The sequence below is a fragment of the Mesorhizobium sp. M0040 genome, from assembly GCF_040323505.1.
Taxonomy (GTDB): Bacteria; Pseudomonadota; Alphaproteobacteria; order Rhizobiales; family Rhizobiaceae; genus Mesorhizobium.
Genome location: NZ_JAMYVA010000009.1, coordinates 1 through 17,849 on the forward strand (window position 1 = coordinate 1; position 17,849 = coordinate 17,849).

Here is a 17,849-nt window from a genome sequence, read left to right on the forward strand (position 1 = left end):
ACCTCGGCACAGGTCACCGATACCTATCTTCTTGCGCTCGCCAAGGCGCATGGCGGCCAACTTGCGAGCTTTGACCGCAAGCTGTCGGGGGCGGCGGTGAAGGGCGGGAAGACTACACTGCACCTGATCCCCACAAGGTAGACCACCGGGGTCTTTGTGTCAGGGTACATACCGGCAAAGGATCAGCCGTTGGTGGCCTTAGCCGGCGTGAAGGACAGCTTCTTCGAGGCGGAGATCTTGATGGTCGCGCCCGTCGACGGGTTGCGGCCCTCGCGTTCAGGTGTTTCCTTCACCTTGAACTTGCCGACACCGGGCAGGCTCGGCTCAGCACCGCCATCGGCCGCATCAGCGATCGCCTTGAATTCTCTCGGTGCCGGACGCTTCTACTCGAAAATAGCCGGCCATTCTTGCAGAACGTGACGAATACAACCGCCGTGGCGTACGTGATCTTGGCCACGGTTCGATAGTGCGCAGACCAGAAAAACATCTGCTAACAAGGTCGAAGTACAGCACTCGTTGGACCGAAAACCGGTCGTCTGCGTGCACCCAAGCGGTTACGATTTGCCGGGGCCATGCACAGGCTCAAAGCGCATTCTGAACAGAGCTCAGCATCGCCGTGATCACCTGTTTGTACTTTGCGAACTCGGGCGACGTCTGCCGGACCTCCGTGGTGGTCGTCGTCTGCTGGCCCGCCGTGGTTGTGGCTGGGCTCAGCTTGCGACCCATCTTTCTTTCGGCCCAGTCCGCGACATAGCTGGCGGTCTTGCCCGTCAGAAAGGGATTGGCCTGAATGACGGCTGACCCGAGCACGGCGCTCAATTGCGCGGAACCCGATGCCGACAGCACCTGATGCGCGCCCACCATGCCGAGAAAGTGGCAGAGATAGAGCCGGCCGGCTGTGATCTGGTGGCCGCGCGCCCGAAGATAGGCTTCGCCTTCTCGCGCCAGATTGCGAACCATCTCGCGCGAGATCGTGGCGTCATATCGCAGGGCGAGCAGGTCGGCAGTCGAGAGTGTGCGTGCAAGTTCGGGGCGGTAAGTGTTCATCATCCGGATCCAGGTCTTTGTGATGAATTGGCCGGCGCCGGTCGCTGAAGAATTTGGGTTCTTGGCACGGGAGCTGCCGCCACTTTCGACATGAACGATACGGTCGGTGAGCGTTTCCACGGCGGAAAGATCCGAAGCGACCGCGGTAACCGTGCCCAGTGGGTCGATCGCCGCGCCATTCTGATAGAGTTCGAAATGCAAATGCGGTCCGGTCGAAAGGCCGGTGGTGCCGATATAGCCAATGATGTCGCCAGCCTTCACCTTGCTGCCGACGCCGCCCTCGATTGCGAATTTCTGCATATGCGCATAGCGCGTCTCGCGCCCGCTTCCGTGCGAAATCTTGACTAGATTGCCGTAGCCGCCCCCATTGCCCTGGAAGCTGATTTCGCCATCGAAGGCGGCTGCGATCGGCGTGCCGACCGGCGCCGCCCAGTCGACGCCCTTGTGGATGCGAACGGTGCCTAGAATTGGATGCTTGCGCGGCCCGAAGGTCGAGGTCAAGACCCCGTTGACCGGTGTGACCATGCCATTGGTGACCGTCAGCGAACGGACCTGATCGTCGCCTGTCACGCATGCAAACTGGCCATCACCCTGCTGGAAGACGAAACAGTCGAGACTTTTTGTCGTGCCCTGGACACCAACATACAGCACGCGGCCGGCGCCTTCGTCCTTGCCGCGCGGCGTCTGAGAATAGATCAGCACAAGACGCTGGTCCTCGCTTGCAAAGGCATCCAGATCCTGTCCTCTCGACAGATACATGATGGCTTCGCCGATCACGCCGGTTGGAACGCTGTTGCGTGCCGCAGTCGAGTAGATCGCGTCGAGCAGACGATACTGCCTTTTGTGGCCGCCTTCCGCCGGCGCGCCCGAGTAGTTGAACAGATCTTCGCGTACCCAAGGGTCAACGCCCGATACCAACACGCCCGCGGCATTACGCGTCAGCGTACCGACAAAGACGTTCTTGGCGTAGATCGACACCTGCATGAGGGACATCGTTGTCGTCTCGCGGTTGGGCCGGTATCCACGCATGGCCACGACATAGCCCGGTTCCAGGCCGTCCCGGCCGAAGAGGGCCTTCAGCGCCTCGCCTGCCTGGTTGGCGTCGTCGGCGGAGAAATGTGCATCGAGCGCAACGCTATCCAGACTGCGATCGTTGAGGATCTTCACGAACGTGTCTTCCGTCGCCTCAAACCGCTGATATTCGTTCGTCACAGTTGCGACGCTGGTGTTGTTTTCGATCTGGGTCTTGTGGAACGCCGGAAGAGCTGCATCGCCTGCATCGATTGTTTCACCCCAGCCGGCCTCCGGGTCGTCGGCTTCGGCCAGTTGATCGGCAGCAGGCGCGGGTTCATCCGGGGCAGGAAATGGCTGAAGATTGTTCTGCAGATCGCTGGAGGCTGCTGGAGCCGTCTTTCGTTGCGCCTGGAAGAATGCAAAATCCTCCTGCGTCGACGGTATCGTCGTCATGAATTTTTCGCTGGCGCTAAGCATGACGTCGGACAGGATCTCGATCTGTGGCGAAACCCCTGCCGGGTCGAGTTCTGCCGGACGCGGAATCACGTGGCCTTTCGTTGCTGCGCCGTTATCGGGTGCGAGCGTGATCCACATCGGGTCCCCCGCCAGGCCGATAATGGCAGGCACATAAACAGAGGCATCAGCGGGCACATCGTCGGCTCCTTCGACCGCATGCAGCTCCTCGTCTTCGTCGCCAAACGACCAATAGTCTGCGGTGAGATAGAAGCCGGCGGCAATCGAACACAGGAAAACCGTGGCGAAGCCGGCAAGAAGCCTGCGCCAAAACGTGCGCCGGCGAAGGGCAGCGCGTGCTTGCTTCTTTTCCTTGAAGCTGGTGTCGATAGCGTGCGTCACGGACTGCTTCCGCTCAGGAAAAATGTCCACCGCACCTGTTCAAGCGTATCGACTTCAACAAATCGCGCGGCAATATGGCCGCGCTGCCAGCATTCGTCGATGCCGCGTATCGAGAAACGTCGCCGCTCAATGCACATTTCGGTCGATCCGGTCAGGATGGCGTGGCCGAAAACGTCAGTGGCGTAGAGGTAGATGTAGCGGTTCGTCAGTTCCTCGCGGATGACGTTCACGCACTGATTTGCGCCGATGGTCCACCAGCCATCGGTCTGGTTGGCATTATCGACCTCCTGGCCGACGGCGAGGTTGACGACGTCGAGCGTCTGATTGCACACCGTGAATTCGGCGCGCGCTTCGTTGCATGAGAGCACGGCCAGCAACGCGGCGGCCGAAACGACCGCAAGCCTCATGCGACCCCTCGAGGCAAGCAAGGTCCGAAGCCGACCACGCTGCTTTACGGGCAGGTCAGACGACGAGCGGGGCAGACGCGAGCTACGTGGTTCCATCGGACGCCCATGCTACCCGCCGAGCCGGAAATACTTGGCACTGGCCGAGAACTTGGATCCGTTGGCCTCGATTTCCTCGAGAATTTTGGGCAACAGCTGCGAGGCTGGCATTGGCGTGGAGAACGCAGCCGCCTGGATATCCTGGGGGCCGGTGATCACCATGATGATCTGCGGCACGGCCTTGCCTGCAGCCCTGTCGGCGGCGCCGAGACCGATCGGGATGCTGAAGGTGGCCTTGTCCGATTGAACGACCATGCGGTCATCGAGGTTGAACATCATGCCTTTGTGGTCGATCAGCAGCACGCTGGAAATGAGCCCGCCACGCGTCACCAGCGTACCGCTGATCGGCGTACCATTTGGCACCGATGTTCGATCGAGAACAAGCTGCGGCTTGTCGCCAGCAGCCTGCCCCAGAAAGCGCAGGAAGTTGGTGACTTCGCACTGGCTCGGCTCAATGAGGCGCACGTTGATGTCCGGCTCAACGTGGAACTTTGCCTGGAAATCAGCCAGCATCTGCTCGAATGGCTGGACCGCGGTTCCAAATCCTTCGATGGCAGCGGTCTTGTCGGTTATCGAAGTCACGGCGGCGTAGAAACAGTCGCCGCCGCTGAAGTCGCGAACCCACGAGACACGTTGCGCTATATCGTCGATTACCGGGGCAACTTCTGGCTTAGGCAGGTTCAGGGCGACAATGGCCTGGTCTGGTTCTCTGGCCGCCGGCAAGTCGGCCTGCTGCTCCTTTGCCCTCGTCGCATCCGCCTGGCGTGCAGCCGGCTCTGGAACGGGCGCTGCTGGTATCGCCTTCGCCGGCCGGCTTGCCTGGTGTTTGGCCGGCGGGAGGTCGGGCTGCTGCTCCTGTGCGTTCGTCGCATCTGCCTGGTCTGCAGCCGGTTTGGGGGCGGGCGTGGCCGGTTTCGCCTCCGCCTGGTGGCTTGCCTGATGTTCAGGCTTCTGGCTCGCCGCGGCACCTGACTGGGTCGCGGGCGCCGTCGGAGCTTTTTCGACCGGCGGGAGGGCGGGAGCAATCTTGGCAGGCGGCGGGGGCGTATCGGGCTGAACTGATGGCGTTGCGTTTTCCGCGGGCGGTTGCGCCCCACTTGCCGACGGCATCAACGTTTCCTCGGGTTTCGGGAGCATCTTGGGCGACGCTGCCGGCGGGGGCGTTCGAGCCGCGGCGGCCTCCGCCTGATTTTCAGCTGGCGCTAATGTGGCCTCCGTTTGCGGCTTTGGGGCTGGAACTTCCTGTAGCGGCTCAGGGGAGTCCGCAACATTGTCCGTCGCCAGCGGCTTTGATGCCTCTGCCTCAGGAATTGATGCTTCGGGGACAGGCATTGTTGCTTGTGGTGTAGGTTGTGGTGGCTCTGGCGCGGAAAGCGAGGTCTTGCCGGCGCTCGGCGCGGGGGGCGTTGTAAAGCCGCTGAAATAAAGGCCGGCAGCTGAGGCGAGAGCCAATGTCGCGAAGGCAGAGATTGCGATGGCTCGGCCCTTTGTGGATTTGCCGGGAACAGCGCCCACGACCGCACGTGGCGGCGCGGCGACCGGTGAGGCCCGCGGTTCGGACAAAAGCGCTGGCCGGACATGCGGGACAAAGCGCTGCCCGCCCGAGCCTGCCAAAGGCGCGTCATGGCCCAAGACATTGGATTGCGGGGATGAGGCCTTCAGATCGGGCGCAAGGGTTTGCCCCGCTCGTGGCAAACCCGGCCTGTCGCGGTTTGGGGTAAACGTCGGCGGCGTTGTCCCTTCGTCCTCGTCACGCGTCATCCTGGCGATTTCCGCCATGCTCACCGGGCGGTCTCGCGGATCCGGCTGCAGCATGGCTTCAACAATGCCGCGAAAATCGGCGTCGATGTCGGACAGGTCGGGCACGGTCCGGCGCTTTTCGATGATCTCGAATTGCGACCCGCTCATGTCGATCGGCTTGCCGCGCAGGGCGGCAACCAGCACCAGCCCCAGGCTGTAGATGTCGGACTGCTCGCTGACATCGCCGCTGTATAGCCCAAGCTGTTCGGGGGAAACGTAGTTGTACTTTCCCGCGAATTTTCCGCCGATCAGGGTCTCACCGCCGACGGTCGCCGATCGCGCGATTCCGAAATCGATGATCTTGGCGCGATCCACCCGACCTCCCGGCAAGATGATGTTGTCCGGGGAGAGATCGCGGTGAATTGCTCCCGCTTCATGCACGGCGCTCAGACCCGACGTGAGGCGATGGCAGAGCTTGCGCACCTCTTCAGTCGGCATCGGGCCACGTCGGATGATGTCGTATAGCGACTCGCCGTCGACGAATTCCATCGCAAGATAGGGACGACCGATCCCTGGATCGATCGTGAAGACGTGATATCTCACGACCGCATCATGTGAGAGGTGATTGAGGATCGACGCTTCCTTGCGGAACAAGGACAAGATCGTCGGGTCACGGGCAAATTCGGGCAGGACGATCTTGATCGCGACATGGTCGCCAGTCTGGATGTTGTGGCCGCGGTAGACCTCACCCATGCCGCCGAATGCGATCCGCTCGTCAAGTTCGTAGATGCCGCTGAGCTGCGTGCCGACGGCGGTGTTGGCCAGCTGCGGCGATATTCGCGTCTTGTCGTCGGCGCTCATCGGCCTCAACCCTCCGCTCTGGACAGATCAGGGTAGGGGGGGTGTCCATTGCTTCTGTTTGCGAATTTTACCAGCACAATCGTGACATTGTCTGTCCCGCCTCGCTCCAGCACCGTTTTCAGCAGAGCCTCACAGGCCGCCTGAGGTGTTGCAGTCACGACCGCGGCGCCGATTTCGGCATCGGTCAAATGCGCCGTCAGCCCATCGGTGCACAACACAAAGATGTCTCCCGGCATGATTTCCCCTTGCTGGAAATCGATGACGATTTCGTCGCTCACGCCTACCGCATGCGTGATGACATTGCGGCGCGGCCAGGTGAGCGCCTCGGCTGCGCTGATCATACCGCGGTCGAGAAGTTCCTGAACTTCGGTGTGGTCCTTCGATATCTGCGAGATCGAGGCGTTGCGGATCAGATAAACCCGGCTGTCGCCTGCCCACAGGCAGGCAAATCGCCCATCCATCGCCAACAGGGCGGCAACGGTGGAGCCGATGGTTATGCCGCGGGATTCGGATATCTTGCGGATCTCGGCGTTGGCGCGGCTCAGCCTGTCCTCGAAGCGCGCACGAAGATCCGGGGCGGAACTGGCAATGCCGATCGTGGCCAGATGATCGACAATGCTGGCTGAAGCGACCTCTCCGGCTTCATGCCCACCCATTCCGTCGGCCACCACCCACAGGCCAGTCCGTGGCTCGACCAGATAGTTGTCTTCATTGTGCTCACGGACACAGCCATTGTGGCTCACGCCGAAGCTTTCAAAGGAAAGGGCGACATCGCTCAACTTGCCACCAAGCGCTTCTCGAAGCGTCCTCTGCAGCGCACTCTCAGGCGCTCGCTAGCGCCACTTTGCCATATGCTGCAATATTAAAGTACCGAAATTTAGCTTTGAGCGCGTGACGCTTTTCGGAAGAGCCTTGATGGCGAGGGTCATTGACGACGCGAGGCGGAACGTCGATCGGCTCGTTGCGATACCAATAAAAGGCCGTGTCAATATCGCCAGTGAGTTCCGTCGCCGCCGAGATCACTTTCACCATTTCGCGCATCCTGCCCCACAGGCGCTCGGATAAAGGGTTGCGCAACGTATTTCGATGGACGCCTGTCAGCTGCGCCAGATTGGCAATCTTCACACCTAGGGCCTTCGACAGGCGTTGGGGCGAGATATAGGGGGTCCGAGGCTGCTGAAGGCTGTCAACGGAGCCCGAGACCATTGCGTTGTGTGTGAACCTGCGTTGTGGGAAAGCTCACCAGGTGAGGCTCAAATCCTCTCAAAACGCCTTCGGACAGCTGAATGCAGAAAGTGCGGGAAGGAGGAAGGGGCTGGGTCCGGAACCGGTCTGGATCGTATAGCTGACGTCGCGTCCGCCGATTACGAAGCGCGCCTCAACAGAGCCGTCTTTGCTGGTGATCGTCGCCTTGTCCAGCAACCGCTTGAGCGACCACGGCCCTTCGAACCTGATTGCTGATTCGCGGCCCGGCATTTCTGGCATCAGCCTCAGACTGGCGGATGTCGAGGCCGCACCGGTCGGCCAGGACACAGTGCTTGGCGTGTTACCCGCCTGGTTGCTCTGGACGATCTGGCCATCGACGTCGAGCATCGCAGTATCTGCATCACCGTTCAGCGAGAACGGGGTAAAGGTCAGGTTGACCGACGGCATTGACCCGCCCGAAGGGAAAAATGCGCCGCGGATTTCCGCAGCCAGCTGAAAGTTTTTCAGCGTCGACTTCGACAGGTCGCGTCCAAAGCGCGCATTCTGTTTCCAGCTCCAGTCCTGGCCGCTCATGTCAATCAAGGAAGCAAGGTTTTGTGCGAAGAACCGATCCATCAGGCCGCCCGGAGAGAACAACTTGGCGAAGTCCGCCATCGCAATATCCTTGGCACCATCGCCGGCGAAGGGGTAGCGGCCGTTGACCGCCTCCTCGCAGGTCTGCGTGACGGCCTGGTCGAGCATCTCGTTCAAATTCGTCAACGAAATTTCAGCCGCGTTGCCCTCAAATTCGTCTGCGGTTGCGTTGACTATTCTGCCGAGTTGCTTGGGCAGACGCGATGCATTGGCGCGAAGGGTGGCTATCTGCAGCTGCAGGTTGGCGTTGACATGTTCCGTCTGCGAAGGGACCTCGGTTGCCAGTTGCAGGCTCTGGTGGATATCGCGAAAATTCTGGGTCAGCGCATCGATCGGTCGGTGTCCAAAAGGCCCGCTTACCAGAGCCTGGAAGGACCTGAACTGAGCTTCGATGTTTGCCCCAGGGCTCTGGGTTTGAAATTTCGCGGACCCGGTACCAGCACGGCTTTGCGATTTTGCGGAGCTAATTTGAATGCCGATGCGAGCCAGGCCCTTGGCCATGTCTGCGGCGTCCTGGGACTGGCGCATAACGGTCCCAGCTTGCATCCCAGTGCCCGAGTCTTCGCCGGAGACAGAGTCGCGCGCCAGGGCTGTTTCCTCGGCGATCGCAGTAAAAAGCTGTTCGATCGGCGAGCTTGGTGAGGCAACGGCGGAAAGCGCGACATAGTGCGGCTTGTCGTTCAGCATGGCTTTGAATTTCAAGCCATCGAGAACGCTGTTCCATGCGGCTGCGAACTGCTTGCCGTAGCGGTCGAGAAGTTCGGGGCCGAGTTTGAGCAACTCCTGATCGATGCCGCCTTGCTCGCCGCCACCTCCCAGAACCCACTGGTCGTCGTCGAGTGTCTGCGCAATGCGCGAAAGCTGTCCGAGATAAAAGTTGTTGAATCCGGCATGGGTGTAGAGACCGGGAATACGAAGCTTCGACAGATCGCCGCCATCGACGCGCTCGAACACAAGCTGCGCTTCGGTTCCAGCTTTTTGAGAGACAGCAAAATCGTCCAGCGCAGCCGCATACACCGCCGACTTGATCAATGCTGACGCGCGATCCGCAAGGCTCATACGTCCGAGCGAACGCTGAGCGGCTTCCACAAGCGGCTGGTTGAGTTCGAAAACTGGATCATAGGCATCGTCCAACGCAAGCATGGCGCGTAAGTGCTTTTCGAGCTGCGCGCGTCCTTCGCGGTTGCTCTCGCCTGGATACCGGTTCTGTTCCCAATCCTGCTTCATCCAGGAGATGATCAATGCGTCATCGACCTTGGGTGCCTTGCCGCCGAGCATCAGGTAGATCTTGAGCGGTTCGTAGAGCGCGGCGGGCTCAGCCATCGTCGCCTGGACGGTCCGCTCCGCCTGAACAAGCAGACGCGACCGCAACATTCGTTCCAGTGCTTGCCGGTAGGCCGTTGTCGATGCCGAAAGAAGCCTTTCCCGCTGGCTAAGGCCGACCGTTTCCTCGATCGGGGTCGGTAAGTCACTGGTTTCAAAACCGGCCGGCATGTTGCGCAACTGGTCGAGCGGCCCGATGACGTTTTCAAGGTCGACATCGGTGACCGTCGTGCTTTTGAGCAGGGCGTCCGCTGTCACGCGATATTGGCCCATCGCCTGCGTCGTGGAGGCGATCAGCGAGCGGTTGGCCATGAAGCTCATCCCGAGCGTGCCAAGGGCTATGGCTGTGATCAAGGCTATGATGCCAAAGCCGCAATATCGGAGAACCGCCGCCCGCTTCTCGGTCGCTCGGTCATAGGAAACCCATCCGGATTCAGCGAAAATGACATCAGTCAGGAGGTCGTGCAAAAAGAAGCTCTTGCCGGTCCCGGACAGATGGGGGCGGGAATTGTTGCCGAAACTGCGGCCGATTGCGCCCAACACCTGATCGATCGGCGTTCCCTCTTGGGTCCCCGACGAGAAGTAGAGCCCACGCAAGCTGACATTCACCTGGCTGCGGACCGGATCGAACAGGCTGGTCACGAAACCGGCAATTCGGCCCTTGAGCGCGTAAAACTGGGCCGGAAAGCCAAAGATCGATATGCGCGAGACCGGATCAGGCTCTTCCTGCAGGCGGTCAGCTATCTCGTCCGCCAATCGGTTCGCCAGTGCATCGAATTCGGCCGGAGCCTCACGGGCCATGTTCTTGTTGCGGTCGGTGGTCTGGAATGTTGCGCCCCAGACCTTGCGCCTGCGGGGCTCCTCGAAACTGCCGAAATACTCCATGAAGCCGGAAACAAGATCGGCCTTGGTGAAAAGCAGGTACACCGGAAACTGGATTTTCAGCGTCTCGTGGATCTCCCTCAGGCGACTGCGTATTTCAACGACATGGGCGTCCAGCTGCTGGTCATCGAGGCTGATGAGATCGGCAAGGCTGATGGCCAGGATAACCCCGTTGATCGGTTGTCTGGTGCGGTATTTCTTGAGCAGTGACAAAAACGCAAGCCAGCTCTTGCTGTCGCTTCCAGCATTGGAATCCTGCGTGGTGTAGCGTCCCGCCGTGTCGATCAGCACGGCCTCTTCGGTAAACCACCAGTCGCAGGAGCGGGTGCCGCCAACACCGGCCACCGGCTGGGCGTCTCCTGAACCGGCGAGCGGAAAATTCAGACCCGAATTGATCAGTGCCGTCGTCTTGCCGGCGCCCGGCGGACCAATGACGATGTACCAGGGAATGTCATAGAGGAAACTGCGCTTGCCGCTCGACCGCTTGAGTGCTGCGATGGCCTCACTCATGCGCGCCTCGAGCACCGGTGAATCGTCATTGCCCCCGTCGTTGCGGGCAACGACCGTCTCGAGCGCTTTTTGTGCCTTTCTCACCTGCCAGACGCGCACTGCGTAAACGAGGGCCGCGGTCGCCACGATCGTGCCGATGATTATCGCGCGCAACCAGACAGGTCCCAGCGGCCGGATATCGGCGAAGCGGATCAAAGGTCCAGCAAACCAGATCGCCGCCGCGAAACCGGCCAACGCGGCCGTGCTGAATATCCGCGGCAGCCAACGCATCATTGGCGTTTCCCACCGGCGGTGTTCACAGCGTTTCCTCCTTGGGGATCATCACGTCGACACGGCGGTTCTTGGCGCGGCCCTCGGACATCGCATTGTCGGCAATTGGCTCATCTTCGCCCTTGCCCTCGGCGGTTACTCGCGAGGGATCGCTAAGCTTCGCGGCGATCATTGTCTCAACAGCCTTCGCGCGGGCGACCGAAAGGTCAAAATTCGATTTGAACGTGCTTGATTTCCGTGGTTTCACATTATCCGTGTGGCCAACGATCGTGATTGGCCCTGGCTCGTGCTCAAGGGCTGCGGCAATCTGTGTGGCCAGTGGCAGAAACTCGGGCTTCACTTCGGTCTTGCCTGGCTGAAACAACAATTGATTGTTGATCTCCACTACGATGAAGTCGCCTTTTGTGCCGATGGTCATCCCGCCGCGCTCGACTTGCGTGGACAGTGCTGAGCGGATGCGGTCGATCTGGCCGGTCACGGCAGGCGAGGCGGCTGTCACCGGTTTGGCAAGTGGGGGTTCCACACTGGCGCGCTCGATCGTCACAGGCGTCGAGGGATTGAGCGCCAGCAATTGTCTGGCTGCAGCATCGCCTTCATCGGTCATGAACGCCCGCAACGTGAAGAACGCGGCCGTCACCAGGGCTGACGCCGCTGCAGCAACACCCCAGAGCGGCAGGCGGGTCGAAGACGGCACCATCATAGCGGCCATGCCTTGCCAGCGGGGGGAGATGTCCTCTCCGGCGCGGGCCCTGAAGTAGCGAAGCGTCTCGTAGACGTCGCGCCGCACACGTTCGAGACTGGTATCGTCGCGCGCCAGGCCACGATACTGGCCCTCAAATCCCAGGGATAGGCAGACATGCATCAGCTCGAGCAGGTCTAAGTGTGGCTCAGGATTGGCCAGCACCTTATTCAGTGCTTCGTAAAAGCCGGCGCCGGTGGGCTCGATGTGAAAGAACCGCGACAGCATACTGTGCTGTGCCCAGGTGTCCTCGCCGGCCCAAGGCAGGTTGCCCACAAGATCGTCGGCCGTTTCGCAAAGGGCAAACTTCGCGATCCGCGCATCCTCTTCGGGAACCCCTGACTTCTCCAGCGTCCAGTCGAACCTCTCGATCGCATCGGCGATATGTTCGGCCAATGGCGCCGCCTGTCTTTCGACCGGCACGAGCCTGAGATGCCCGAACAGGACGAGCAACGGTGCTGACCCAGCGAGGATCGGATTTGCCGTCGAATATTTTACCGTGTCTGCGGCGCCGAGCAGCACCTCCTGCTGAATGCTCGGCCTTGACCCGGCCGCCTGGGCTCTGGCCGCTGTACCGGACGATGCTCCCTGATAAAGAATGGTTCCGGATGTCCAGTCCGGCGGCATATGCCGACCTATTTCAGGATCGAAAACTGTCGATTCCTTGACATGCGGGGGCGCGACGGCCTTCGCAATCGGTTCGTTTGCGGCTGATTTCGCATTCTGCCCGCGTCGTGGATTGGTGCGGATGACGGTCTTGCCGACCGGGCCGAAAGGATCGTCCTTCGAGCTCATCGCCGATATGCCGCTGCCGTGCAGTGTCCGCGCTCGCGTGCGAGAGGCGCCAGATCTTTCCTGGCTGGATAGGGCAGGCAATGGTCCTTCCGGTAAGGCGGTCCGGAGCTACAACAAACTATGGCGCCGCAATGTGACATTTGCCGCAGACCCCCAGGTCAATCAGGCTTACCCGCTTGGCGAACTGTCGTATGTGATCGTAGTCCCAGATGTTGTCGATTGGAACATGATGCGTTGCGCCGACGCTCTTTTCTTCGTCAGCTACAGCGGTGCAGTATGTTGCGCAGGTCTATTTGTGCTTGTCGGCCTTGGCATACGCCTCGCTGAAATAGGCCAAGAATATATCCAGCATGCCGTTTTCGTGGGCTTCCTCCATGCTCCGCCATGTGCCGACAAAAGCGTCCCACGCTTGGGCCTTCTTCGAGGTAAACGATGTCGGCGGGAGCTTTTTGCCGATCGCTTCCGGCGACAGGTCGTCAAGCAGTCGCGAGAGTGCAGCTTGCATGGCGGCATAGGTGGCAAATTCGTGCGCCTTGAGATCGCGGAACGCGTCCTCGACGCTGCGCCTGGCATCGAGATAGCCAGCCTTGCGCCGCGCGAACATGATTTCGAGTATGTCGTCGGTCCCCGGGACAAATTTAAGGGGATTGTTTTCAGCGGAGCTTATCATCGTTCGGTGTGGGCTCTTGGCCAATGTCTTTGCAGCCGCACGTGCCTTCAGCAGCATGGCCAGTTGGTCGACCACCGTGCGAAGCACTGCGCCGATTTCGGCAGCGACTTCATGCGGATCACGCAATTGGAACAATTCCGGCGAGATGCCTGCGCCGATTGCAATTTCCCGCAGCGCCTCGTCTGTCGTCGAGGGGACGGACCTAGGCAGCGACGATGACGATGGCGGTGCTTGCCCGAGCCATCGCTCTGCCGAACTGAAGAGAGGCTCGCCTCCGGAATCAAGCAGCCGATCGGCCGCGACCGGCATGTGTCGTTGCGTCGAACTTCGGTCGGCCTCCGGATGACTTGGCGTTGCATGCTCGTCGTCAATCGATACAAAGATGACGTAGCGGCCGACCAGGAGCCTGTCGCCGTGGTCTAGCCGGCGCGGACCGGTGATGCGTTGGCTCGATCCATTGATGAAAGTGCCATTGCGCGAAATGTCGTGCAGCCAAAACGCGCCTGCCTCGTATCGGATTTGGCAATGCCGGCCTGAGATGAACTTGTCAGGATCAGGCAAGATCCAGTCGCAATGTTCGCGGCCGATTTTGAAGCTGCGATTACGCGATCGGTAGCCAGGCGCCACGCCAGTGGGCAGGGCATCGACATTGCTGATCTGCAGACTGATTAACATGCGAAAATCGCCTGTGTGATCGCTGGCGGCCTTGCCGACACGATACTCCATGTTTTTAGCGTGGCTAACCCCAAATTCGCATAACGTTTGGCGCAACGCAGCGAGCGAATTCTTGGTAGCGCAGGGCCGGGCGGCGCTTCATGGTCCTCTTTGGCCAGCACAACAACATGTGTTACGCTCGACATGGACTGGCATTCATCGAGGTTAGATGTGATTTCGAGTTCCTGATTTGGAGATTCGAATCCACCACGCTGGCGGCCAGGCCGAGGAGGGGCACGACCCATGCCAAGTGAACAACGTGCCACGGTGGTGCAAACGCCAGTTGGCGCTGAGCTGTTGACCTTTACACATCTCGTCGGGCGCGATGAGATCAGTCGTTGTCTGGCCTATACGGTCGGGTTCGTGAGCCCCAGCCACGATATTGATCCGCTTAAGATGCTGGGTGGCCCCGTCTCGATCGAAGGTGAAGCCGACCCCCAGCGCTGGTTCAGCGGCATCGTGTCGGAGTTTCGCCTCACCCGGATCGAGGATCGGCTGGCCTATTACGAAGCAGCCGTCCGGCCATGGCTCTGGTTTCTCGGCAATACGATCGACTGCCGCATTTTCCAGAACATGAGCGTCATCGAAATCGTCGAAGAGGTATTTTCGAAATATAGCACGGCAAAATTCGAGAAACGCCTGCAAGGATCCTATCCGCCGCGCGAATATTGCGTGCAATATGACGAGACGGATCTCGATTTCGTGCAGCGGCTGCTCGAGCACGAGGGCATCCTGTATTTCTTCGAGCATGGCGAGGGCAAGCACACGCTTGTGCTTGCTGATGCGATGAGCAAGCTCAAGCCGGCGCCGGGCTATGAAAAAGTGCCGTACCACTTTGAGGGGCAGGGCTCCCGGCGCGATGTCGAATACATTACCGAATGGATTCCGGGGAGTTCGGTGCGGCCGGGCGCCTATGTCCATACCGACTATGATTTCAAGAAGCCGGGCGCTGACCTGATGGCCAAATCCGCCCAGCCGTTCAATCACAAGCTGGCCGCAGGCGAGAATTACCGTCAGCCCGGCGCCCACCTGGAAGTCGGCCGCGGTGATAGCCTGGCGGCGATCCGGCGCGAGGAAATCCAGGCGGTGCACCACCGCATCGCCGCGGTCGGAACCGTGCGCGGCCTGTATTCAGGCTGCACCTTCAAGCTGGATGGCTTTCCGCGCGAGGACCAGAACCAGGAGTATCTGGTGGTGAGCGCCGAATACAGGCTGTTCGACCCGGGCTACAGGCCCCATGCCGACGTCGACAGCGAGAACTTCAAGGTAATCCTTGGTGTGGCACCCACGGCCTTGCCCTATCGTCCGCCGCGGGTCACGACACGGCCGATCATGCGCGGTCCGCAGACGGCGACGGTAGTCGGTCCGTCCGGCGAGGAGATATTCACTGACAAATATGCGCGGGTGAAAGTGCAGTTCCATTGGGACCGGCTGGGCAAAAAAGACCAGAACAGTTCCTGCTTCGTGCGGGTTTCGCAGACCTGGGCCGGCAGCGGCTGGGGTTTTATCCAGATACCGCGCATCGGGCAGGAGGTCATCGTCGACTTCATAGAGGGCGATCCCGACCTGCCGATCATTACCGGCAGGGTCTACAACGCCTCGCAGATGCCGCCCTACGGGCTGCCGGGCAGCGCCACGCAATCCGGCTGGAAGTCCGACTCATCGAAAGGTGGCGGCGGTTACAACGAGCTGATGTTCGAGGACAAGGCCGGCTCCGAACTGGTCAACTTCCAGGCGCAGAAGGATCATAACCTTCTGATCAAAAACGACCGCACCAAGCTGGTCCAGCACGACCAGTCGGACCGCATAGACCATGATGCCAAGCACTCCGTCGGCCACAACCTCGACGAGGAGGTCGGCAACGACAAGACGGTCAAGGTCGGCGTCGACCAGACTACGGATATCGGCTCGAACGATACCGAGACGGTGGGCAAGAACCGGTCGCTGACGGTGGGCGTCGACGAGACGATCAGTATTGGCTCGAACTCCACCGAAACGATCGGCCAAAATCACACGCAGACGGTAGCGCTGCTGCAGACGATCACCGTCGGCGCCGCGCGGATAGACTCGGTGGGGGCGGCCGAGACGCGGACCGTGGGAGCTATTCAGACGAACACGATCGGAGCGTCGAGATCGGTGACGGTGGGGGCGGGCCAAAGCCATAGTATCGGGTCGGGCGACAAATGGACGATCGCGGCTGATCAAACAATCAGCATCGGGGCAGGTCAGACCGTGACCATAGGATCATCGCAGGCAACCGATGTCGGCGCTTCGCGCATAGCCAAAATCACGTCGAACGACTCCACCGATGTTGGTGGCGGCTTCATGCTCAAGATTGCAAAGGGCAGCCTTACCGACATCAAAGAAGACTCGGTTACAAAGTCTGGCAAAAGCCTGTCGATCGAAGCGACGGACGACATCACCCTGACATGCGGAAGTTCGAAGGTTGTCATGAAAAAGGATGGCACGATCGTCGTGGAGGGAAAGGACATTTTCTTGAAGGCATCTGGTAAGATCAACGCCAAGGCCTCCGGTGACATCATCCTGAAGGGCTCGAAGATCAACGAGAATTGAGGTCGCGATGGGCAAAGTTGTCGAACGTATCTACGGGGTGGTCATCGGGCTGTTCCTTGGTTTCGACGATCAGGGTCCGCTGGTTGTATTTCCCGGCAATCCCGAGGATGTGGCGCTGAGGGCCAGAAGCCTGGTTGAACTCGATCAGACTATGATAGGATCAGAAGTGGCGTTGCTGTTTCAGGACGGCGACCCGAGACGTCCGCTCATCATGGGACCGATCGTCGAACCAGCCCGCAAGGGCGCGGCCCAGCGCGTTATCCGCGATGGTGAATATGTCCGACTGAAGGCCTCGAAGAGGATCGAACTTCGCTGCGGAAAGTCCAGTCTCATACTTGACAGTGATGGACATATCTCGCTTCGCGGAAAATACATCGTGAGCCAGGCCAGCGGTGCGAACAATATCCGCGGTGGCTCCGTGAATCTGAACTGATGACTGCGCCACAGGTCACAACGCAGGCGCGGCCCAACAGAGTGGCTAATGACGTGCTCCGTCAGCATGTCGAATTGGTGGCATTCCTTTGGGCGCAACGAGGTACGCTGCTGAATGCAGACCCGCCGGACGTTCAGGTGGCAAAGAGCATTGGCGAGCGGCTTGACGTGCATCTAGACGCGCTGCGGATCGCCGGCGCGGCAGCTTGGCCATTTGCCATCGAACAATGGGCCGATTTTCCCGACAAAGGCGAACTTTTCACGTGTGCATGGCTCGCAATTGAGCTGGAAGACGAAAAAAGCCTGAACGAGTCGATTGAATTCTTCCGCGCTGAAAGAAACGCAGCCTACGGCTTTGTTGGCGCGTTGGAAATCCATCGAGCCGACAAGATCGCGAGGTGGGTCAGGCAGTGGGTGTCGCACGAGGATCCCGTTAGGCGGCAACTTGCCGCTCACGCGATCGACGTGCACAAGATGGACCCCGGCAGAACGCTTTTGCATTTGCTAAAGGACTCTGGCGCAGAGACGCGGTGTATCGGTCTTAGGCTCACGGCGAGACTTCGACATATCGAGCTTGTCCAGGTTGTCGCCGCGCTGCTCGATGATCGCGACGCTCAGGTACGCTTCTGGGCCGGTATCGCACTCGCAGAGCTTGGATTTGGGGAGCGGGCTAGGCCCGACCTTGAGGTCGTAGCCGCATCAGACGACGCTAACGCACTCACCGCGCTGCGTACTTTGATCAAGACAACGCAGTCGCGGGAAGTCCGATCCTGGCTGGGAGGTCTGATGCGCGCCGCGAACCCGGCGGCTGTCCGCGCAGTTGGGATGCTCAACGACAAGACCCACCTCAACTGGCTCGTCGATCGCATGCGCGAACCGGCGATGGCCGCCGCGGCGGGTGCGGCCTTTCTGGAACTCTTCCCCGACGCTGCGCAAGAAGATGATTTGTTCACCATCGACCCAGCCGAAGCCGGTTTGGAATTTGTCCACCGCTTCGAATATGGCGAGCAGAAAATCCCGCTGGCTGACAGAGTCATGGAGTGGGCCAAGGCGAGTGGATTTGTCGGATAGGGCCAACCTC

At 60.2% G+C, this 17,849-nt stretch carries 10 protein-coding genes and 3 pseudogenes; 4 read left to right on the top strand and 9 right to left on the bottom strand.

The window, feature by feature from the left end:
* A pseudogene (locus NKJ91_RS10355) lies at nt 1–141 on the top strand (TA system VapC family ribonuclease toxin); the annotation flags it as partial.
* Nucleotides 142–182: 41 nt separating this feature from the next.
* Here the strand turns inward: NKJ91_RS10355 and NKJ91_RS10360 are convergent.
* The 9 genes and pseudogenes from NKJ91_RS10360 to tagH form a co-directional block, all read right to left on the bottom strand.
* Nucleotides 183–356: pseudogene (locus tag NKJ91_RS10360) on the bottom strand (HU family DNA-binding protein); the annotation flags it as partial.
* A gap of 226 nt (nt 357–582) precedes the next feature.
* On the bottom strand, nt 583–2,916 hold the full coding sequence (locus NKJ91_RS10365; protein WP_352455456.1) for a M23 family metallopeptidase: 2,334 nt from the start codon (nt 2,914–2,916) through the stop codon (nt 583–585).
* On the bottom strand, nt 2,913–3,284 hold the full coding sequence (locus NKJ91_RS10370) for a DUF1036 domain-containing protein (RefSeq protein WP_352455620.1): 372 nt from the start codon (nt 3,282–3,284) through the stop codon (nt 2,913–2,915). The genes NKJ91_RS10365 and NKJ91_RS10370 overlap by 4 nt, the downstream gene beginning before the upstream one ends.
* Before the next feature lie 147 nt (nt 3,285–3,431).
* Complete coding sequence (locus NKJ91_RS10375) at nt 3,432–6,020, bottom strand: protein kinase domain-containing protein (RefSeq protein ID WP_352455457.1); 2,589 nt, start codon at nt 6,018–6,020, stop codon at nt 3,432–3,434.
* A gap of 5 nt (nt 6,021–6,025) precedes the next feature.
* Nucleotides 6,026–6,799: a PP2C family protein-serine/threonine phosphatase gene (locus tag NKJ91_RS10380; RefSeq protein WP_352455458.1), complete on the bottom strand. Its 774-nt coding sequence runs from the start codon at nt 6,797–6,799 to the stop codon at nt 6,026–6,028.
* A 172-nt stretch (nt 6,800–6,971) separates the two neighbouring features.
* Nucleotides 6,972–7,226 (bottom strand): annotated as a pseudogene (locus NKJ91_RS10385) (hypothetical protein); the annotation flags it as partial.
* A 57-nt stretch (nt 7,227–7,283) separates the two neighbouring features.
* Nucleotides 7,284–10,847, bottom strand: a complete 3,564-nt coding sequence (gene tssM / locus NKJ91_RS10390; RefSeq protein WP_352455459.1) for a type VI secretion system membrane subunit TssM — start codon at nt 10,845–10,847, stop codon at nt 7,284–7,286.
* Between the two features lie 22 nt (nt 10,848–10,869).
* Nucleotides 10,870–12,105, bottom strand: coding sequence for a type VI secretion system protein TssL, long form (gene tssL, locus NKJ91_RS10395; protein WP_352455460.1), 1,236 nt, complete (start codon nt 12,103–12,105; stop codon nt 10,870–10,872).
* 562 nt (nt 12,106–12,667) lie between these two features.
* Nucleotides 12,668–13,723 (bottom strand): type VI secretion system-associated FHA domain protein TagH, encoded by a 1,056-nt coding sequence (gene tagH / locus NKJ91_RS10400; protein ID WP_352455461.1) that lies wholly within the window; start codon nt 13,721–13,723, stop codon nt 12,668–12,670.
* 282 nt (nt 13,724–14,005) lie between these two features.
* Between tagH and NKJ91_RS10405 the strand changes: the two genes are divergently transcribed.
* The 3 genes from NKJ91_RS10405 to NKJ91_RS10415 are packed head-to-tail and all read left to right on the top strand — an operon-like array spanning nt 14,006 to nt 17,839.
* Nucleotides 14,006–16,336, top strand: coding sequence for a type VI secretion system Vgr family protein (locus NKJ91_RS10405; protein WP_352455462.1), 2,331 nt, complete (start codon nt 14,006–14,008; stop codon nt 16,334–16,336).
* A gap of 7 nt (nt 16,337–16,343) precedes the next feature.
* Entirely contained in the window at nt 16,344–16,769 is a 426-nt protein-coding gene (locus tag NKJ91_RS10410; protein ID WP_352455463.1) for a DUF6484 domain-containing protein, read from the top strand.
* Nucleotides 16,769–17,839, top strand: coding sequence for a hypothetical protein (locus tag NKJ91_RS10415; protein ID WP_352455464.1), 1,071 nt, complete (start codon nt 16,769–16,771; stop codon nt 17,837–17,839). Before NKJ91_RS10410 ends, NKJ91_RS10415 begins: the two co-directional genes overlap by 1 nt.
* Nucleotides 17,840–17,849 lie beyond the last annotated feature (10 nt).